The 18,450-nt window shown below is 64.1% G+C and carries 17 protein-coding genes and 2 pseudogenes; 3 read left to right on the top strand and 16 right to left on the bottom strand.

What is annotated here, in order from left to right; all coding sequences use genetic code 11:
- Nucleotides 1–5: 5 nt before the first annotated feature.
- The 14 genes and pseudogenes from nuoH to ACPPVR_RS20040 form a co-directional block, all read right to left on the bottom strand.
- Nucleotides 6–1,073 carry an NADH-quinone oxidoreductase subunit NuoH gene (gene nuoH / locus ACPPVR_RS20105; protein WP_426615870.1) on the bottom strand — a complete coding sequence of 356 codons (1,068 nt, stop codon included), beginning with the start codon at nt 1,071–1,073 and terminating at the stop codon, nt 6–8.
- A gap of 4 nt (nt 1,074–1,077) precedes the next feature.
- A complete protein-coding gene (gene nuoG, locus ACPPVR_RS20100) occupies nt 1,078–3,153 on the bottom strand; it encodes an NADH-quinone oxidoreductase subunit NuoG (RefSeq protein ID WP_426615869.1) in 2,076 nt (691 codons plus the stop codon).
- 5 nt (nt 3,154–3,158) lie between these two features.
- The gene (nuoF, locus tag ACPPVR_RS20095) at nt 3,159–4,484 is read right to left on the bottom strand and encodes an NADH-quinone oxidoreductase subunit NuoF (RefSeq protein WP_426615868.1); all 1,326 of its coding nucleotides are present in this window, start codon (nt 4,482–4,484) and stop codon (nt 3,159–3,161) included.
- 15 nt (nt 4,485–4,499) lie between these two features.
- The gene (locus ACPPVR_RS20090; protein WP_426615867.1) at nt 4,500–4,706 is read right to left on the bottom strand and encodes a hypothetical protein; all 207 of its coding nucleotides are present in this window, start codon (nt 4,704–4,706) and stop codon (nt 4,500–4,502) included.
- Nucleotides 4,706–5,317 carry an NADH-quinone oxidoreductase subunit NuoE gene (gene nuoE, locus ACPPVR_RS20085; protein WP_426615866.1) on the bottom strand — a complete coding sequence of 204 codons (612 nt, stop codon included), beginning with the start codon at nt 5,315–5,317 and terminating at the stop codon, nt 4,706–4,708. The genes ACPPVR_RS20090 and nuoE overlap by 1 nt, the downstream gene beginning before the upstream one ends.
- An 11-nt stretch (nt 5,318–5,328) precedes the next feature.
- Complete coding sequence (locus ACPPVR_RS20080; RefSeq protein WP_426615865.1) at nt 5,329–6,291, bottom strand: FkbM family methyltransferase; 963 nt, start codon at nt 6,289–6,291, stop codon at nt 5,329–5,331.
- Nucleotides 6,291–7,487 (bottom strand): NADH-quinone oxidoreductase subunit D, encoded by a 1,197-nt coding sequence (locus ACPPVR_RS20075; RefSeq protein ID WP_426615864.1) that lies wholly within the window; start codon nt 7,485–7,487, stop codon nt 6,291–6,293. The genes ACPPVR_RS20080 and ACPPVR_RS20075 overlap by 1 nt, the downstream gene beginning before the upstream one ends.
- Nucleotides 7,488–7,489: 2 nt before the next feature.
- Nucleotides 7,490–8,104 (bottom strand): NADH-quinone oxidoreductase subunit C, encoded by a 615-nt coding sequence (locus ACPPVR_RS20070; RefSeq protein WP_426615863.1) that lies wholly within the window; start codon nt 8,102–8,104, stop codon nt 7,490–7,492.
- An 11-nt stretch (nt 8,105–8,115) separates the two neighbouring features.
- Entirely contained in the window at nt 8,116–8,697 is a 582-nt protein-coding gene (locus ACPPVR_RS20065) for a NuoB/complex I 20 kDa subunit family protein (RefSeq protein WP_426616141.1), read from the bottom strand.
- Entirely contained in the window at nt 8,694–9,059 is a 366-nt protein-coding gene (locus ACPPVR_RS20060; RefSeq protein WP_008547797.1) for an NADH-quinone oxidoreductase subunit A, read from the bottom strand. The genes ACPPVR_RS20065 and ACPPVR_RS20060 overlap by 4 nt, the downstream gene beginning before the upstream one ends.
- Nucleotides 9,060–9,306: 247 nt before the next feature.
- Entirely contained in the window at nt 9,307–9,540 is a 234-nt protein-coding gene (locus ACPPVR_RS20055; protein ID WP_426615862.1) for a hypothetical protein, read from the bottom strand.
- Complete coding sequence (locus ACPPVR_RS20050; protein WP_426615861.1) at nt 9,537–10,643, bottom strand: PepSY-associated TM helix domain-containing protein; 1,107 nt, start codon at nt 10,641–10,643, stop codon at nt 9,537–9,539. Before ACPPVR_RS20050 ends, ACPPVR_RS20055 begins: the two co-directional genes overlap by 4 nt.
- A 52-nt stretch (nt 10,644–10,695) precedes the next feature.
- Nucleotides 10,696–12,944 (bottom strand): annotated as a pseudogene (locus ACPPVR_RS20045) (TonB-dependent siderophore receptor).
- Between the two features lie 175 nt (nt 12,945–13,119).
- Entirely contained in the window at nt 13,120–13,635 is a 516-nt protein-coding gene (locus tag ACPPVR_RS20040) for a MarR family winged helix-turn-helix transcriptional regulator (RefSeq protein ID WP_426615860.1), read from the bottom strand.
- A gap of 182 nt (nt 13,636–13,817) precedes the next feature.
- Here ACPPVR_RS20040 and ACPPVR_RS20035 point away from each other — a divergent pair, with 182 nt between their 5' ends.
- Both ACPPVR_RS20035 and ACPPVR_RS20030 read left to right on the top strand, forming a co-directional pair.
- Nucleotides 13,818–15,008, top strand: a complete 1,191-nt coding sequence (locus ACPPVR_RS20035; protein WP_426615859.1) for a Rieske 2Fe-2S domain-containing protein — start codon at nt 13,818–13,820, stop codon at nt 15,006–15,008.
- 60 nt (nt 15,009–15,068) lie between these two features.
- Nucleotides 15,069–16,361 carry a spinster family MFS transporter gene (locus ACPPVR_RS20030; RefSeq protein ID WP_426615858.1) on the top strand — a complete coding sequence of 431 codons (1,293 nt, stop codon included), beginning with the start codon at nt 15,069–15,071 and terminating at the stop codon, nt 16,359–16,361.
- Here the strand turns inward: ACPPVR_RS20030 and ACPPVR_RS20025 are convergent.
- Nucleotides 16,358–17,266 carry an alpha/beta fold hydrolase gene (locus ACPPVR_RS20025; protein ID WP_426615857.1) on the bottom strand — a complete coding sequence of 303 codons (909 nt, stop codon included), beginning with the start codon at nt 17,264–17,266 and terminating at the stop codon, nt 16,358–16,360. The two genes, ACPPVR_RS20030 and ACPPVR_RS20025, sit on opposite strands and share 4 nt — an antisense overlap.
- Nucleotides 17,267–17,531: 265 nt before the next feature.
- Here ACPPVR_RS20025 and ACPPVR_RS20020 point away from each other — a divergent pair, with 265 nt between their 5' ends.
- Entirely contained in the window at nt 17,532–17,735 is a 204-nt protein-coding gene (locus tag ACPPVR_RS20020) for a hypothetical protein (RefSeq protein ID WP_426615856.1), read from the top strand.
- 131 nt (nt 17,736–17,866) lie between these two features.
- On the opposite strand, the pseudogene ACPPVR_RS20015 reads toward ACPPVR_RS20020, so the two are convergent.
- Nucleotides 17,867–18,435: pseudogene (locus ACPPVR_RS20015) on the bottom strand (hypothetical protein); the annotation flags it as partial.
- Between the last annotated feature and the right edge of the window lie 15 nt (nt 18,436–18,450).

Genomic DNA, 18,450 nt, shown 5'->3' with positions numbered 1-18,450 from the left:
GGCCCTCACTTCGGCGCGATGCCGGCGAACTGCAGCACGCCGGCTACCACGACCACCATCGCCAGCGACAGCGGCAGGAACACCTTCCAGCCGAGGCGCATCAGTTGGTCGTAGCGGTAGCGCGGCACGATCGCCTTTGCCATCGCGAACAGGAAGAACATGAAGAACACTTTGAGCGAGAACCAGATGATCCCCGGCACCCAGTTGAAGGGCGGCAGGTCCACCGGCGGCAGCCAGCCTCCGAGGAACAGAATGGTGGCCATCGCGCACATCGTGACGATCGCGACATATTCGCCGAGCATGAACAGCAGATACGGCGTCGAGCCGTACTCGACCATGAAGCCGGCGACGAGTTCGGATTCCGCTTCGACGAGGTCGAAGGGCGGACGGTTGGTTTCCGCCAGCGCCGAGACGTAGAACACCACGAACATCGGGAACAGCGGCCAGACATACCAGTTCAGGATCGTGAGCTGCGGCAGCCCGATCAGGCTGGCAAGGCCGCGGATATGCTGGGCTTCGACCACCGCCGAGAGGTTCAGCGTGCCGGCGCAGAGCAGAACGGTGATGATGACGAAGCCGATCGAGACCTCATAGGACACCATCTGCGCCGCCGAGCGCAGCGCGGCCAGGAACGGGTATTTCGAATTCGACGACCAGCCGGCCATGATGATGCCGTAGATCGACAGCGACGAGATCGCGAAAATGAAGAGGACGCCGACATTGATGTCGGAGATCACCCAGCCGAGATTGGTCGGGATCACCGCCCAGGCCGCAAGCGCGAGCACGCATGAGACTAAGGGAGCAAGGAGAAACACGCCCTTGTTGGCGCCGGCCGGAATGATCGGCTCCTTCAGCACGAACTTCAGCAGGTCGGCGAAGGACTGGAACAGGCCCCAGGGACCGACCACGTTCGGGCCGCGGCGGATCTGCACAGCCGCCCAGATCTTGCGGTCGGCGAGCAGGATGTAGGCGATCGCGACCAGCAGGACCACGAGCACCAGCACGCTTTCCGCGATCATGATGATCAGCGGCCAGAGGAAGCCGGTCCAGAATGCGCTTGCGAAGAATTCCATCAGCTCACTCCGCTGCGGTCAGCATCTGCCCGGAGGCAAGCCGCGAGCATTCCGCCATTACGGCGGACGCACGCGCGATTGGGTTGGTCAAATAGAAGTCCTCGACGAGCGGCTTGAACGGCGCCTTTTCCGTCGTGCCGCCCTTGCCCGCCAGCTTCTTGATCTGGTCGGCGGAGCCTGCCTCGATCTGGTCGAGGCGGATCAGATGCGGCACCGCCTTGAAGATCGTCTGGCGCAACGCCGACAGCGAGTCGTAGCCGAGCTTCTTGCCGAGCGCTTCGGACAGCGCGCGGACGATCGCCCAGTCCTCGCGGGCTTCGCCCGGCGGGAATGCGGCGCGGCCGGTCATCTGCACGCGGCCTTCGGTGTTGACGTAGATCGCGGACTTCTCGGTGTAGGCCGCCGCCGGCAGGATGACGTCGGCGCGGTGCGCGCCGCGGTCGCCATGGGTGCCGATATAGACCACGAAGGTGCCGTCCGGCGCCTTGATCTCGTCGGCCCCGAGCAGGAACAGCAGATCCAGCGTGCCGAAGGTCGTCATCTGCGCGGCGTTGAGGCCGCCGCGACCTGCGACAAAGCCGATGTCGAGCGCGCCGACGCGCGAGGCGGTCTCGTGCAGCACGCCAAGGCCGTTCCAGCCGTCCTTCACCGCGCCGACGTCGAGCGCGAGCTTGGCGGCGGCGGCGAGAATGGCGGCGCCGTCGTGACGCGAGGCCGCGCCTGCGCCGACCAGGATGATCGGCTTCTTGGCGTTCTTGAGCACGTCCATGAAGGAGTGCTTGCCGGCCGCGAGTTCACCGAGCGTCTCGCTGCCAGCGCCGAGATAGTCATAATCGTAGGTCAGATCGGCCTTGGCGCCGATCACGCCGACCTTGAAGCCGCCCGAACGCCAGCGCTTGCGGATGCGGGCGTTGAACACGGCCGCTTCTTTCCGCGGATTGGCGCCGATGATCAGCAGTGCATCGGCCTGCTCGACGCCCACCAGCGTCGGATTGAAGATGTAGGAGCCACGGCCGAGCGCGGGATCGAAGGCGTCGCCGCCCTGCACCGCCAGATTGGCCGAGCCGAATTTCGCCAGCAGATCCTTCAGCGCGAACATCTCTTCGACGCCGGAGAGGTCGCCCGCGATCGCGCCGATCCGCTTGCCATCGGTGCGGGCCGCTTTCGCAGCAATCGCAGCAAACGCTTCCGGCCAGCTCGCCGCACGCAGCTTGCCCGCTTCACGGATATAGGGCCGGTCGAGCCGCTGGGTGCGAAGGCCGTCGACGACGTGGCGGGTCTTGTCCGAGATCCACTCCTCGTTCACGGCCTCGTTGATGCGCGGCAGCACGCGCATTACCTCACGACCGCGGGTGTCGACGCGGATCGCTGATCCGACGCCGTCCATGACGTCGATCGACTGGGTCTTGCCGAGTTCCCACGGGCGGGCGGCGAACGCATAAGGCTTCGAGGTCAGCGCGCCGACCGGGCAGATGTCGACGAGGTTGCCTTGGAGTTCCGACGTCAGCGCGTGCTGGAGATAGGTCGTGATCTCCATGTCCTCGCCGCGGCCGGTCGCGCCCATTTCTGGGGCGCCGGCCACTTCCGCCGAGAAGCGGACGCAGCGCGTGCACTGGATGCAGCGGTTCATCGAGGTCTTGACCAGCGCGCCGAGATATTTGTCCTCGACCGCGCGCTTGTTCTCGGCGAAACGGCTGGTGTCGACACCATAGCCCATCGCCTGGTCCTGCAGATCGCACTCGCCGCCCTGGTCGCAGATCGGGCAATCCAGCGGATGGTTGATAAGAAGGAATTCCATCACGCCTTCGCGTGCCTTCTTCACCATCGGCGAACGGGTGGAGATTTCCGGCGGCTCGCCCTTGGGACCCGGACGGCAATCGCGCACGGCCCAGGCGCAGCTTGCGACCGGCTTCGGGCCGCCCTTCACTTCGACGAGGCACATCCGGCAATTGCCGGCGATCGACAGGCGCTCGTGATAGCAGAAGCGCGGAATCTCGGCGCCAGCAGCCTCGCACGCCTGAAGCAGCGTGTACTCGGCCGGGACATCGATCTCTTTGCCGTCGATGATGAGCTTGGTCATGCTTCCTACTCCGCCGCGACCATGTTCACGGGATCGCGGACGCCGATATCGTCGATGTCGGCCTTGTGCGAATACTGGTCGATGCGCGCTTCGATCTCGTGACGGAAATGCGCGATCAGGCCCTGGATCGGCCAGGCGGCTGCGTCGCCGAGCGCGCAGATGGTGTGGCCTTCGACCTGCTTGGTGACCTCGAGCAGCATGTCGATCTCGCGCTTGTGGGCGCGGCCGTCGGCCATGCGGGTCAGCACGCGCCACATCCAGCCGGTGCCCTCGCGGCACGGCGTGCACTGGCCGCAGCTCTCGTGCTTGTAGAAATAGGAGATGCGGGCGATGGCGCGGATCAAATCGGTCGACTTGTCCATCACGATCACGGCCGCGGTGCCGAGGCCCGAGCGCAGCTTGCTCAAGCTATCGAAATCCATCGGCGTGTCGATGATCTGCTCCGCCGGCACCATGCGCACCGACGAGCCGCCGGGGATCACGGCCTTGAGATTGTCCCAGCCGCCACGGACGCCGCCGCAATGCTTCTCGATCAGCTCACGGAACGTGATGCCCATGGCTTCTTCGACGTTGCAGGGTCGCTCGACATGGCCGGAGATGCAGAACAGTTTTGTGCCGACATTGTTCGGACGGCCGATGCCGGCGAACCAGGCCGCGCCGCGGCGCAGGATGTCCGGCGCGACCGCGATCGACTCGACGTTGTTGACGGTGGTCGGGCAGCCGTACAGGCCGACATTGGCCGGGAACGGCGGCTTCAGGCGCGGCTGGCCCTTCTTGCCCTCGAGGCTTTCGAGCAACGCGGTTTCCTCGCCGCAGATGTAGGCGCCAGCGCCGTGTGCGACGTAGATGTCGAACGGCCAGCCGTTGACGTTGTCCTTGCCGACCAGCTTGGCCTCATAGGCCTGGTCGATCGCGGCCTGGAGATGCTCGCGCTCGCGGATGAATTCGCCACGGACATAAATGTAGCAGGCATGCGCGTTCATCGCGCAGCTCGCGATCAGGCAGCCTTCGATCAGGAGATGCGGATCATGCCGCATGATCTCGCGATCCTTGCAGGTGCCGGGCTCGGACTCGTCGGCGTTGACGACGAGATAGCTCGGCCGGCCGTCGGTGGATTCCTTCGGCATGAACGACCATTTCAGGCCGGTCGGGAAGCCGGCGCCGCCACGGCCGCGCAGGCCGGACGCCTTCATCTCGTTGATGATCCAGTCGCGGCCCTTGTCGATGATACCCTTGGTGCCATCCCAGGCGCCGCGGCGCCGCGCACCCTCGAGCCCCCAATCGTGGAAGCCGTAGAGGTTTTTGAAGATGCGGTCCTTGTCCTCGAGCATATCAGTGCTTTCCGATCAACGATTGGCTTGCTTGTAGGCAAGCCCGGCGGCGCAGACGGCGAAGGTCAGCGCCCAGAGCAGACTGGTCTCCTGCGACGCGCTCATCACGAAGCGCTGCAGCAGGAACATGAAAACGGCCGCGCCCGCGGCATGCATGGCGACGAAGCCCCATTTGTTCACGGCTTCGCTCCTCAAAATGGCCCGATACGAGAGATCACGCATCAGGAGGTTTCCTTCAGCGTGGTCGGTCCGCCCGCCGGCGCAGAGAACTGGCGGCCGTTCTGCGGACCGGGCTTGGGCACATTGCCCGAGGCGAAGCCGTCGAGCACCTTGCCGAAGGTTTCCTTGGTCAGGTCCTCATAGGTGTCCTTGCCGATCAACACCATCGGCGCATTCACGCAGGCGCCTAAGCACTCGACCTCTTCCCAGCTGAAATTGCCGTCCTTGGAGAGATGGAAGGGATCGTGGTGGATCCGGCTCTCGCAGACGTGGATCAGGTCTTCGGCACCGCGCAGGCGGCACGGCGTGGTGCCGCAGACCTGGACGTGGGCCTTCTTGCCGACCGGTGCGAGCTGGAACATCGTGTAGAAGGTCGCGACTTCGAGCACGCGGATATAGGGCATGTCGAGCATGTCGGCGACGACGCGGATCGCAGCTTCCGACACCCAGCCGTCGTGCTGTTCCTGGACGCGCCAGAGGATCGCGATGACGGCGGAGGCTTGCCGGCCGGCCGGATATTTCGCGACCTGCTGCTTGGCGAACGCAAGGTTCTCGTCCGTGAACGCAAAGCTCGCGGGCTGGACTTCCTTCGGTGCTAATCGGCGGACGGACATCTCTTATTCTCTCACTGCATGCGGCGCGCGGTTTTCGCATTCAGGGCATTGATCCTGTCCTGCCAGAATGCGCTTGCGGTGCCGAAAACGTTGTAGCCGACGTGGGTCGAGACCTTGATGCGGTCGAGGATCGACAGATCGCTGACGGTCTCCAGCCGGTTGGTGCGCGGATCGAGCACGATCAGCTTCATCGGGGTCTGTTCGAGGATGTAGCGCGACACCGCATGAGAGCGGTCGCTGCCGTGCTCCTCGCACATGATGACGCTGTCGGTCTCAAGCAGCCGGGCGCCGCCCTTGATCGCCTCGATCTCGACGCCCTCGACGTCAAGCTTGACCAGGTATTTGCCGGTGCCTGCGACCTTCCCGTCGTCGATGAGGTTGTCCAGCGCGAGAACCGGAACGTCCTCACCGCCCGCCGACGCATCGCCGGCGATGCTGAAGGCCTCGTGCTTGGTGCCGGACAGCCGCGCGGTGCCGCGGGCCGCGCCGATCGCGCATTTCAGGGTCTCGAAGCGGTTGCCGTTGACGCGCGCATTGTTGGCGAGCTTCGGGTAGTTCTGTCCCGACGGCTCGATCGCGATCGCCTTGTGCACGCCAAACGGCTTGCTCGAGACCAGCACCGACCAATAGCCGTAATTGGCACCGCAATCGAGCAGCGTGTAGTCGACGTCGATCGAGTCCGCGAACAGCAGCTCGAGCTCGCCCTCATAGCTGTAGGAGCGGTCGAGCAGCTTGCTCCAATAGCCGTCGCCATAGGGGAATTCAAACGCAGCGTCGGGATTGAGCTTGATCGCAATGTTGCGCTCGGGCAGCGTCTTGCGCAGCAGGTTGGCGCAGGCGATGTAGCCCATATGCGAGAAATGCGACGAGATCTTCGATCCCGTCACCAGCGCCAAGGCAGCCGTCCGCTCCCACAGGTTGGCCCCTTCAAGGGCCCCCGAGGCACGGTCAAACTGGATTGGCGCCTGCACCATCACCGGTCGACCTCTCCGAACACGATGTCGAGCGAGCCGAGGATCGCCGAGACGTCGGCGAGCAGATGGCCACGGCAGATGTGATCCATGGCCTGAAGATGCGCAAAGCCCGGCGCGCGGATCTTGCACTTGTACGGCTTGTTGCTGCCATCGGAGACGAGATAGACGCCGAACTCGCCCTTCGGCGCCTCGACCGCGACATAGACTTCGCCGGCCGGCACGTGGACGCCTTCGGTGTAGAGCTTGAAGTGGTGGATCAGCGCTTCCATCGAGCGCTTCATGTCGCCGCGGCGCGGCGGCGCAACCTTGTTGTCCTCGACGACGACGGGGCCCTTCCCGTCTGGCGCATTCAGCTTCTGGATGCACTGCTTCATGATGCGCACGGACTGGCGCATCTCTTCCATGCGGATCAGATAGCGGTCGTAGCAGTCGCCGTTCTTGCCGATCGGGATGTCGAAATCCATTTCGGCGTAGCACTCGTAGGGCTGCGACTTGCGCAGATCCCAGGCCGCGCCCGAGCCGCGCACCATCACGCCCGAAAAGCCCCACTCCCAGGCTTCCTTGAGCGACACCACGCCGATGTCGACGTTGCGCTGCTTGAAGATGCGGTTGGCGGTGAGCAGGCGATCGAGGTCCTCGACCACTTTCAGAAACGGAGCGCACCAGGCGTCGATGTCGTCGACCAGCTTCTGCGGCAGGTCCTGGTGCACGCCACCGACGCGGAAGAAGGCTGCGTGCATGCGGCTGCCCGAGGCGCGCTCGTAGAACACCATCAGCTTTTCGCGCTCTTCAAAGCCCCACAGCGGCGGGGTCAGCGCGCCGACGTCCATAGCCTGCGTGGTGACGTTGAGCAGGTGCGAGAGAATGCGGCCGATCTCGCAATAGAGCACGCGGATCAGCTGGCCGCGGCGCGGCACCTCGATGCCGAGCAGCTTTTCAGCCGCCATGCAGAAGGCATGCTCCTGATTCATCGGCGCGACGTAGTCGAGCCGGTCGAAATACGGGATCGCCTGCAGATAGGTCTTTTGCTCGATCAGCTTTTCTGTGCCGCGGTGAAGCAGGCCGATATGGGGATCGACACGGGCCACGACTTCGCCGTCAAGCTCCAGCACCAGACGCAACACGCCATGCGCGGCCGGATGCTGCGGCCCGAAGTTGATGGTGAAATTGCGAAGGATTTCGGGTTGCTCGTTCATGATCAGACCTTCGGCCCTGCTTTTTCATCGCCGGGAAGGACCGGATAGTCGGCGCCCTCCCACGGAGACAAAAAGTCGAACTTGCGGAATTCCTGGTTGAGCCGGACCGGCTCGTACACCACCCGCTTCTCCTGGTCGTCGTAGCGGACTTCGAGGAAGCCGGTGGTCGGGAAATCCTTGCGCAGCGGATGACCCTCGAAACCGTAATCGGTCAGGAGGCGGCGCATGTCGGGATGGCCGACGAAGAACACGCCATAGAGATCGTAGGCCTCGCGCTCGAACCAGTCGGCGCCGGGAAACACCTCGATCAGCGACGGCACCTGGGTGGTTTCGTCAGCCTGGGCCCTAAGCCGGACCCGCGTGTTCAGCGCCGGTGACAGGAAGTGATAGATCACGTCGAACCGCTTCTCGCGATCCGGATAATCCACCGCCGTAATGTCGGTGAAGCTGATGAAGCGGCAGTTCGGGTCGTCGCGCAGGTACTTGACCACCTCGACGATCTTGCTGGCCTCGACATCAACCGTGAGCTGGTTGAAGGCCACCGTGTGACCGGTGGCGGCGCCCGGAAGCGCGCTAACGATCGTTTGCCCCAGGGCGTCGAGCTTGCCATCGTCCATAACGTAAAACCTTAGCGTTCGATGGTGCCGGTACGCCGGATCTTCTTCTGAAGCAGCAGCACGCCGTAAAGCAGTGCTTCCGCGGTGGGCGGGCAGCCCGGCACATAGATATCGATCGGCACGATGCGGTCGCAGCCGCGCACGACCGAATAGGAATAGTGATAGTAGCCGCCGCCATTGGCGCAGGAGCCCATCGAGATGACATAGCGCGGCTCGGGCATCTGGTCGTAGACCTTGCGCAGCGCAGGCGCCATCTTGTTGGTCAGCGTGCCGGCGACGATCATCACGTCGGACTGCCGCGGCGAGGCACGCGGCGCGAAGCCGAAGCGCTCAACGTCGTAGCGCGGCATCGAGACCTGCATCATCTCGACCGCGCAGCAGGCGAGACCGAAGGTCATCCACATCAGCGAGCCGGTGCGGGCCCAGGTGATGAGGTCGTCGGTCGCGGCCACGAAGAAGCCCTTGTCGGACAGCTCGGAATTGACCTCGAGGAAGAATGGATCATTGGCCCCGACCGGCCTGCCGGTCGACGGATCCAAAATGCCCTTGGGGGCCGGCGCGAGAACCGGACCGCCTGATGGTGCAGGGTTCAATCCCATTCGAGTGCGCCTTTCTTCCATTCATAGGCGAACCCGACCGTCAGCACGGCGAGGAACACCACCATGGACCAGAAGCCGGTGGCGCCAAGCTTGCCGAACGCCACCGCCCAGGGAAACAGGAACGCCACTTCGAGGTCGAAGATGATGAAGAGAATGGCGACCAGATAGAAGCGGACGTCGAACTTCATGCGGGCGTCGTCGAAGGCGTTGAAACCGCACTCATACGCCGACAATTTTTCCGGGTCGGGCTGCTGGAACGCCACGATGAAGGGCGCGATCAGCAGCACCAGGCCAATGAGGGCCGCGACCCCTATAAAGACGACGAGTGGAAGATAGTTCTGTAGAATGCCGCTCATTGGCGAGCCCTTTTTCCCGTAGCCTCGGGACAGCCACGGATTCGTCCAGTTTGGAATTGTTCTGAGCCTTAGCGCAGTGCACCAATGGGCGCAAGACACGCTCTTTTTAGGCCCTTTGCCGCTCCCAGAACGGTGGAAATCCCGGAATCACCCCGCGCTGGTATGGATCAGATCGCCAGACCCAGCAAGGCCGGCCACGATTTTGCAGGGCAGCAGTTCTGAGATTGCGGCGCACAGGTTCCGGCAGCTACTTGCGGTGTAGTGCCTGCGCAATTTGCCCGGTTTTTTTGGTGCGGCGGCGCCCCCAAACCCAAGCGACGACCAGCACGGGCGCCCCCACCGTCACCCAGGCGACATATTGGCCGAGCGCGCCCCAGAGCAGCGCCGCCAGGAGGCCGGTGATGGTCGCGACCGCGAGCAGGACGGGTGCAGCGAAGACATGTATCCACAGGCGCGACGAGCCGGACGAGCCATGCATCACGACGGGACCGGGGCTCGTCTGGCGAATGCGTCAGCGCGGGCGGGCGTTCGTTTGCGCCGCCGGGCCAGCCAGAGATAGAGGCCGCTGCCGATTACAACGATCGTGAGCATGTCGAGCGCCGCCCAGATCAGTTTGAGCGGCATGCCGCCGTAATCGCCGAAATGCAGCGGCTGCGAGATCAGCAGCGCCTGGAGATAGAGCGGCAGTGCCCGGCTGTCGGCGACCTCCCCGGTTTCGCCGTCGAGCAAGACCGGCTTCAGCAGCCGCGCCGTCAGGACGGTATCGCCGCGCATGAAGGCGGCGAAATGGTGCGAGGAGGAAAACGGCGTGCCGGGAAAGGCGATGAAGGCGATCTCCATGCCAGGAGCTACCTGCCTGGCGCGCGCGACGACATCGTCGAGCGAGGCGAGATGCGTTGGCGCGGGCTTGCCGGCATAGGGCGCGACCATGGCGGCGAGCTCAGTCGCCTTCCACTGGTTCAGCATCAGCTCGGCCCAGGTGTTGACGACGCCGGTGAGCCCGACCGCCAGCGCCCATGCCACCGTCGCCACACCGATCAGATTGTGCCAGTCCAGCCAGACGACGCGACGCGAGGCGCGGTCACGGATAGTGGCAAAGCGCCGGCGGCGGGTGAACGGCCAATACATCACCACGCCGGAGATGATGGCGACGGCGAACAGCAGGCCCATCGCGCCAAGGAACAGCTTTCCGGCCTGGCCTGCGAACATATCCGTATGCAGCTTGAGCACGATCAGCATCGGCCCGACACCGACCGGCCCGAGTAGCCTGGCCGAGACCGCATCGAAGGCGCGCACGGTCGCATTATCAGGCGCACCGTCGGGTGCGCTGTTGGTGAAGGCCATGACGAGCCCGGGCTCATCCTTGTCCCAGGCGATATATTGCAGGACACGGCCGGGATCGGCCGCGAGCGCGGCGCGGGCGACGGCTTGGGGCGTCGCGCGCGCCGCGCTCGCATGAGCTTCGGGCTGGGGGGCGTAGCCCAGGAGCTCATCGATCTCGTGATGGAAGATCAGCGGCAGGCCGGTCAGGCAGAGCAGGAGCAGGAAGATGGTCGAGATCAAGCTGGTCCAGGTGTGGACCACGGACCAAAGCCTGACCGTGCGCGCCCTCACGACACGCTGCCCTCGCCCGCGCCTACCACTTGTAGGAGACGCTGGCGGTGATGCGGCGACGGTCGCCGTAGAAGCAGGACGAGGCCGAGGCGCAGCTCGCGACATAGATCTTGTCGGTCAGATTGATCACGTTGATCGCCGTGCGCCAGTTCTGCCACTCGTAATGGACTGCGAGATCGCCAAGCACCACCGCGGGCACCTCGAGCGTGTTGGCGGTGTCGGCCCAGGACGAGCCGACATAACGCACGCCGCCGCCGAAACCAAATCCCTCGAGCGGTCCATCCTTGAAGGTGTAGTCGGCCCAGCCCGAGATCAGCATTTCCGGCGTGTTGGTCGGCGTCTTGCCGATCAGGGTCGGATCGAGGTCCCTGCTGATGAAGAGATGATAGGAGGTGAAGGCGCCGATCAGCTTCAGCTCCTTGGTGACGTTCGCCACCGCTTCGAGCTCGATGCCGCGCGAGGTCACTTCACCGGTCTGGTTCTGCAACAGTACATTCGACGGATCGGTGGTCGCTACATTCTGGCGCCTCAGGTCGAACACCGAGGCGGTGAAATAGCCGTCAAATCCCTTGGGCGCGACCTTTACGCCGATCTCGGCCTGCTTGCCGGTCTCCGGGAGAAACAGCTGGTTCTGGGCGTTCAGGCCGATGATCGGATTGTAGCTCGTCGCGTAGGAGACGTAGGGCGCGATACCGTTGTCGAAATTGTAGATCAGTCCGGCGCGCCCGCTGAACTTGCTGTCGTCGCGGCTGGCGACATTTGCGCCGGTGTCGCGGGCGACCTGCGAGGTCTCGACCCAATCGTTGCGGCCGCTCAGCACCAGCGTGAAGTTGCCGAGCTTCATCTGGTCCTGAACGTAAGTGCCGGCCTGCTTCTGCGTGATCTGGAAGTTGCGGAACGGCGCGCCCGTGAGGGGAATGTCGAGACCATAGGCGGGATTGAAGACGTTGATGGACGGAACGGTGCCGAAGTTGAAGGCCTGATAGTCGTCGATCTGGTAGCCCTTCAAATCGACCCCGAACAGCATCGTGTGCTTCACCGGCCGGTGTTGAAGCGGTACTCCAGCTGGTTGTCGAGATTGGCCTGGTTGGCGGTGTTCTTCGCGTACCAATTGTAGCGTCCCATCGTGGCCGTATTGATGTCGTCCCAGCCGTTGCCGATGAAGCCACGATAGGTCAGGTCGATATGCGCAAAACGCGCATTCTGCCGGAACGTCAGGTCGTCGGTGAGGTTGCGCTCGAACTGGTAGCCGAGCATCTCCTGCTCGCGCGTGAACTTGTCGACATTGGGATCGCCGGCGAAGAAGCTGGTCGGGATCTTGCCGAACGGCGCGTTGGTCACCGTGCCCTGATAGGGCAGGAAGTTGATGCCGCGCGTGTCCTGCTTCGAGGCCGAGGCCAGCACCGTGAAACTGGTGTCGGCATCCGGCTTCCAGGTGAACGACGGCGCGATGAAGTAGTTGTTGTCGGGCGTGAAGTTGACCTGGGTGTTGCCGTTCTGGACCTGACCGACGACGCGGTAGAACAGCTTGCCGTCCTGGGGCTGCGTTGCGACAGGACCGCCGAAATCGAAGCCGACATAGGCGTTGCCGAAATTGTTGACGCCGGTCTCGATGTAGCGAACCGGTTCGGTCGGCGGCATCTTGCTGATGACGTTGACGATGCCGCTCGGGCTGGATCCACCGTAGAGCACAGCCGACGGGCCGCGCAGCACCTCGACCCGCTCCATGTTCGGCGGCTGGAGCTTCCAGCTCGCATAGGAGGTGTAGAACAGCTGCATGCCGTCGAGGAACAGTCCGATATCGTCGGACTTGAAGCCACGGATCAGCCACCAATCGTTGCGGGTATCAGCGCCAAAAGTTCCGGCGCGCACGCCTGCGGTGTAGCGCAGGACCTCGTCGAGCTTGTTCGGCTTCTGGTCGCGGATCTGCTCCGCGCCGATCACCGAGACCGCCTGCGGCGTCTCCATGATCGGCGTGTTGGTCTTGGTGCCGGACGAGCTGCGATTGGCGACGTAGCCGTGCACGGGGCCGCGCGCGGTCTCGACGAAGCCGACATTGCGTTGCGGCTGTGGTTTCCGGCTGTTGGCGGTCTGCACTGAGCGCTGCGCGCGGCGCGGAGCATTGGAGGCCGCGCGGCGGCGTTGTTCTGGCGCGGTGACGGTCACCGAAGGCAAATTCTGCGCGCCGCTTTGCGTCGACGATTGCGCGAGTGAAGCTTGCGGCAGCAATACCCAAGCGGACGCGGTCGCCAACACGGCGGACCGCAGCATACGAAGACTGTTCAACGCGCACCCCAAAGCCTGCATGTTTCATGCGTTATGCCGCCGTCCCATGACGGCATACGTTTGCGGTGACGCTTATGTGAGGGCGCGCGAATTCCCTAATTGAAAGGCTCTTAGAGAGTCTCTTAGAAGCGATCCAACATGTCCGCAGATTGCTGAGCGATCAGCGCAGAACTTTCTCTGCCTCGAGCATCTTCTCGGCCGTCGCCGTCAGGCGATCGATTTGTGCGAGCAGCGTCTCGAATTCGTCCGTGCCCAGATGCTCCAGCAATTGCCGATTGCGCTCCTGAGCACCTGCGACGATCGCGTCATGCGCGTCGAGCCCCGCAGGCGTCAACGACACCAGCACCTCGCGGCTGTCTTTCGGATTGGCCGACTTCGCGATCAGCTTGCGCGAGACGAGTTCGGCGAGCGCGCGGCTGATCTGGCCCTTGTCCTGGCCGACGGCTTCGGCGAGCCGCGCCACGCTCATCGGCGGCCGGCGGCCGAGCGAGGCGACGAGGCCGAACTCGACCGAGGACAATCCGGCCAGGCGCTTGTAGCGCAGGATCGCGCCGCGCTTGAGCAGATTGGCGAGCACCATCAGCCGCGATGACAGCATCACGGTGATCGGCGCGGGCGACCCGCTTTCGTCGGCTTCGGACGATGCGCGCCCGTCCCTGCTCTGTGTCTCGCTCATGTCTCCACCTGTGCCAAGAAAGCCGCGACGTGCCAAGCCCGCGCGCCTCAGCCGTCCCGCCTCATCCAAATGCGACTAAGAGGCATTCGGAGAATCGTTGACATTGTCATCGATCTAAATTTCATTGGCGCAACGGATGAAACGCGACCGGGCTACCAAAGGCCTGCGGCGGGAGGAACAGCATGACCATCACCCAGCGGGATCGCGATCTCGGCACGGCCTATGCGATGAAGCCGGCGCACACGCGCACCGAGCTCACGTCCGTCGTGCGCGGCACGCCGATGGGCGAGCTGCTCCGCCGTTACTGGCATCCGGTCGGGCTCACCGCTGATGCCACCGACACACCGAGGAAGGTGCGCGCGCTCGGCGAGGATCTCATCGTGTTTCGCGACAAACACGGCCGCGTTGGCCTGCTCCACGCCCGCTGTTGCCATCGCGGCACCACGCTCTATTACGGCAAGGTCGAGGAAGACGGCATTCGCTGCTGCTATCACGGCTGGAAGTTCGACACCGAGGGCCATTGCCTGGAGCAGCCCTGCGAGCCCGATGGCGGCCAGTTCAAGGACAAGGTGCGCCAGCCCTGGTATCCGATCGAGGAGCGCTACGGGCTGATCTTTGCCTATATGGGCCCGGCCGAGAAACGTCCGGTGCTGCCGCGCTACGAGTGCCTCGAGAACATGGACGACGGCGAGTTCGTCGAGGCCGACGATTCCTCGATCGGCGGCGGCGGCCCGGCGATCATCCCCTGCAACTGGCTCCAGCATTTCGAGAACGTGGTCGATCCCTACCACGTGCCGGTGCTGCACGGCTCGTTCTCAGGTCCGCAATTCACCAACATGATGGCCTCGATGCCTGAGGTGAAATTCGACAAGACGCCGCGCGGCATCGCCGTGCGCTCGATCCGCAAGCAGGACGACGGCAAGGTGTTCTACCGCGTCACCGAAGCCGCCATGCCCACCTTGCGGGTGGTACCCAATCCGCGCGTGGCGCAGTTTGCCCGCGTCGAGTCGATCGGCTGGACGCTGCCGATCGACGACACCTCGTTCCGCATCTACGTCGCCGGCCGCGTCAAGACGACCGGCGACATCGGCCGCATGCGCTCGAAGTTCAACGGCAAGTTCTGGTGGGACATGACCGAGACCGAGCACCAGCAATTCCCCGGCGACTACGAGGCCCAGGTCGGCCAGGGCGCGACGACCATCCATTCCGAGGAGCACTTTGGCCAGAGCGACCGCGGCATCCTGTTGATTCGGCGCATGCTGAGCGACCAGCTCGATACGATGGCCGCCGACGGCGACCCGATCGGTGTCTCATTCGACGCAAGCGCTGCGCCGGTCGAGTTCGAAGCGGGGAACTACATTCGCGAAGGCTGAGCGACCAGCTCCAGGAAAAGCTGGACCCATAAAGATAACAAAGACAAATTGGGGGAAGCGATGGTCGATGTCACGTCACAATTGCAGGTGGAAACGGCCGCCGCGGCAACGCCGTCGGCGCGCCGCTACTACGTGCTCGGCCTGCTCACCATCATCTACGCGCTGAACTTCCTCGACCGCACGATCTTCAATGTCCTGATCGAGCCGATCAAGAAGGAGTTTCAGCTCAGCGACACCATGATGGGCCTGCTCGCAGGCTTCGGCTTCGCGCTGTTCTATTCCCTGCTCGGCATCCCCATCGCGCGGGTCGCCGACCGGCTCAATCGCCGCAACATCGTGGCGATGGCGTTCGCATTCTGGAGCGCGATGACGGCGCTGTGCGGCATGGCCTCGAGCGTGACTGCATTGGCGTTTGCCAGAATCGGCGTCGGCATCGGCGAATCCGCTGGCTCCCCCGCCTCGCAGTCGATCGTCGCCGATCTCTTTGCCAAGAATGAGCGCCCGCGCGCGCTCGGCATCTACGCTGTCGGCACCTATCTCGGCGTTTTCCTCGGCTATTTCGTCGGCGGCTACGTCAACCAGCACTATGGCTGGCGGATGGCGTTCTTTGTCGCGGGCATGCCGGGCATCCTGCTCGCTTTGATCCTGTGGCTGACCGTCTCCGAGCCGAAGCGCGGCGCGATGCAGGAGGCCTTCGTGCCGGAGCCACTCGGGCCGACGCTGCGCTTCCTGGCCTCGCAGCAAAGTTTCATGATCGTGCTGGTCGGCTTCTGCCTCACGACCTACACCAATTACGCGACCGCAGCCTGGATCCCGCCGTTCCTCGCCCGCGTGCACCATCTGTCGAGCGCCGAGATCGGCACCTACGCCGGCACGTTCAAGGGCCTCGCCGGCATGGCGGGCACTCTGCTCGGCGGCTTCGTGGTTGCCAATATCAGCCGCCGCGACGACCGCTGGAAGCTGTGGGCGCCGGCAATCACCTCGGGGCTCGCCGGTCCGGTGTTCGCGCTGTGCATGCTGACACAGGACTTCAAGATGATGGTCGCCATGCTGGCGCTGACCTCGTTCCTGGTCGGCTTCCACCTCGGGCCGATCTTCGCGATCGCGCAGACCGTGGCCAAGCCCAGCATGCGGGCGCTGGCTTCCGCGCTGATCGCGCTCACCGCGACTTGCTTTGGCCAAGGCGTCGGCCCGCTCGCTGTAGGCGTGGTCAACGACGCGCTGACGGGCAGTTATGGCGCCGACGCCGTGCGCTATTCCCTGCTCTCGGCGGCCGTCACGACCACGCTCGGAGCCCTCCTGTTCGTCTGGGCGGCGCGGACCATCCGGGCCGATATCAAGCGGGCGAGCTAGGCGCTCATGAACGCGAGCATGTCCGCGAGCAGGCGCTCGCTGTGTGTCAGCGGCAGCGGATGCGGCGCGCCCTCGTAAACGGTCAGCTTGCTGCCCTTGATCAGCCTGGCGGTCTTGGCACCCGTCAATGGCAGCGGCGCGCTGGCATCCTTGTCGCCGTGAACGATCAGCATCGGGCGATCGATCCCGGCGGCCGCCTTGCGGAGATCGGCGAACGCGATGGTCTTGCGGCACGCCAGCGCCACCGGCAGCGGTACGCTCAGCATCATCTGGCGGATCCAGGCACGCGTGATCTCGGGCGTCTCGGCGGTGAAGAATGGCGCTTCATTCGCCGCAATCCATTTCGCGAAGTCGCGTGCGATGGCCGCGTTGTCAGCCTCGATCATCGCCCTCGGAACCGCATCCGGATTGTCTTCGGTCCTGACCAAGAACGGCGTCGTCGGTGCGACCAGGATGAGCCTTGCGATCCGGTCCGATCCGTATCGCCCCAGATAGTTCACCACCTCGGCCGTCCCCATCGAGAAGCCAACCAGCGTCACGTCGCGCAAATCGCGCGCCTCGATCAATGCGGCGACGTCATCGGTCAGCGTGTCCAGGTCGTAGCCCGTCGACGGCATCTCGGACCGGCCATGCCCGCGCCGGTCAGGCGCAACGCAGCGGAAGCCTTTTGCATTAAGGGCTGCAATCTGGCTGCCCCAGGTGCTGGCGTCGAACGTCCAGGCGGACAGCAACAGCACCGGTTGCCCGCTCCCCCAATCCTGCACGAACAGCTTCGTGCCGTCCCTGGCCGTCACATAGGGCGATCGCGCATTCTGCTGGGCTGCCGCCACGGGCGTGCTCGCGCCCGATGCCGCGGCAAAGGCGGTTCCAAGTAGCGTGGCTTCGAGGACGGTTCGGCGATTCATCGTGCTTCTCCCTTGCGGATCAGTCGGCCCATCGTTCGCGGCCGATGGAACGATCATGGCGAAGGGATTTCGCCGCGGCGATTACGCGGCAGGTAAGACCGCTCAGGGCCGATCTGGCTTCCGCACCGGCCCTCGCCACCAGCCCCGCGAAACCAACCGGGCGCATTAATGAAACCATTTTGCGGAACGCGCGAAACGATCCGGAAACAGATGGTCTTTAGAAAACGAGCCAACAGACGGGGGCAAAGCCCGTCGGGAGGCTCAGATGAACCACTCAATTCACTCTGCTGATCGCGGTACCCATATGAAGATCGTCGTGGTGGCGCTGGTGGCCGGCATTGCAGTGGCCGCCTTCGGAATTGCAGCCCGGACCAATGCCGATTACAGCCAGACCGCCCAGTCGACCCACGTGGTCAAGGCCGGCAAGCCGGTGGTGATCACCAGCTCGGGGACGTCGGAGATTCGCTAATTGCAGAAAAAGGTCCGGTTTGAGACGAAACGGCCGCCTCCAGGCGGCCTTTTGACGTCTGGGAGAGTGTGAAGACTTCCGGCCAAGCTCTTGATTCAGTGGGCCTGCGACGCGCAATAGTCGCGCCAGAACTAGCAGTAGGCGGCCTCGACATGACGGGTATAGACCTCGCCATTGCCCGCGGCCGAGGCCGCGATCCTTGCCGGCAGGTCCTTACGCAGCGTCGCTAGCGCGGCTGGAGCTTCCGCAAACCGCTTGGCGATCGCGATATAGCCCTCGTCATCCTCCGCGACCCAGTCGTCGAGGCCGATGGCCATGAGAATACCGCCCGCCGCCCGCCCCGAGGTCGAAAGGCCGAGCTTGGCCACAACCGGCACGCCGATGTGAAGGGATTCCCAGGTGCCGGCGCCGCCGTTCTGCGGGAACTGGTCGAGTGAGATGTCGATATGGGCGTATTCAGGCCCGTGCCGGTCGGCGCTCCCTAGGCCGACACCTGGATCGACGCTGGCTTGCGCGCAAACACCCGCAGGCGACTGCCGGAGGAATGACCGGAGAGATCCACCAGGATGTCGATCCCGTCGGCCTCGATGCGATCCGCCATTTGTTGGTCGGACAGCAGCACAGCATCCACCCAGCGATCCGCGAACGAGCGAAACTCGTCGGTCATCTCATCTTGAAGTGGAGAGGACGAATAGCAGATGCCATAGGCCTGATG

Origin of the sequence: Bradyrhizobium sp. McL0616 (assembly GCF_049993385.1) — a bacterium.
Taxonomy (GTDB): domain Bacteria; phylum Pseudomonadota; class Alphaproteobacteria; order Rhizobiales; family Xanthobacteraceae; genus Bradyrhizobium.
Note: the sequence above shows the minus strand (reverse complement) of the source record. Positions and strands in the feature narration are given on the sequence as shown.

Coding starts and splice junctions, on each gene's coding strand:
- nuoH (WP_426615870.1), bottom strand. CDS start 1,073: ATGGAATTCTTCGCAAGCGCATTCTGGACCGGCTTCCTCTGGCCGCTG.
- nuoG (WP_426615869.1), bottom strand. CDS start 3,153: ATGACCAAGCTCATCATCGACGGCAAAGAGATCGATGTCCCGGCCGAG.
- nuoF (WP_426615868.1), bottom strand. CDS start 4,484: ATGCTCGAGGACAAGGACCGCATCTTCAAAAACCTCTACGGCTTCCAC.
- ACPPVR_RS20090 (WP_426615867.1), bottom strand. CDS start 4,706: ATGCGTGATCTCTCGTATCGGGCCATTTTGAGGAGCGAAGCCGTGAAC.
- nuoE (WP_426615866.1), bottom strand. CDS start 5,317: ATGTCCGTCCGCCGATTAGCACCGAAGGAAGTCCAGCCCGCGAGCTTT.
- ACPPVR_RS20080 (WP_426615865.1), bottom strand. CDS start 6,291: ATGGTGCAGGCGCCAATCCAGTTTGACCGTGCCTCGGGGGCCCTTGAA.
- ACPPVR_RS20075 (WP_426615864.1), bottom strand. CDS start 7,487: ATGAACGAGCAACCCGAAATCCTTCGCAATTTCACCATCAACTTCGGG.
- ACPPVR_RS20070 (WP_426615863.1), bottom strand. CDS start 8,104: ATGGACGATGGCAAGCTCGACGCCCTGGGGCAAACGATCGTTAGCGCG.
- ACPPVR_RS20060 (WP_008547797.1), bottom strand. CDS start 9,059: ATGAGCGGCATTCTACAGAACTATCTTCCACTCGTCGTCTTTATAGGG.
- ACPPVR_RS20040 (WP_426615860.1), bottom strand. CDS start 13,635: ATGAGCGAGACACAGAGCAGGGACGGGCGCGCATCGTCCGAAGCCGAC.
- ACPPVR_RS20035 (WP_426615859.1), top strand. CDS start 13,818: ATGACCATCACCCAGCGGGATCGCGATCTCGGCACGGCCTATGCGATG.
- ACPPVR_RS20030 (WP_426615858.1), top strand. CDS start 15,069: ATGGTCGATGTCACGTCACAATTGCAGGTGGAAACGGCCGCCGCGGCA.
- ACPPVR_RS20025 (WP_426615857.1), bottom strand. CDS start 17,266: ATGAATCGCCGAACCGTCCTCGAAGCCACGCTACTTGGAACCGCCTTT.
- ACPPVR_RS20020 (WP_426615856.1), top strand. CDS start 17,532: ATGAACCACTCAATTCACTCTGCTGATCGCGGTACCCATATGAAGATC.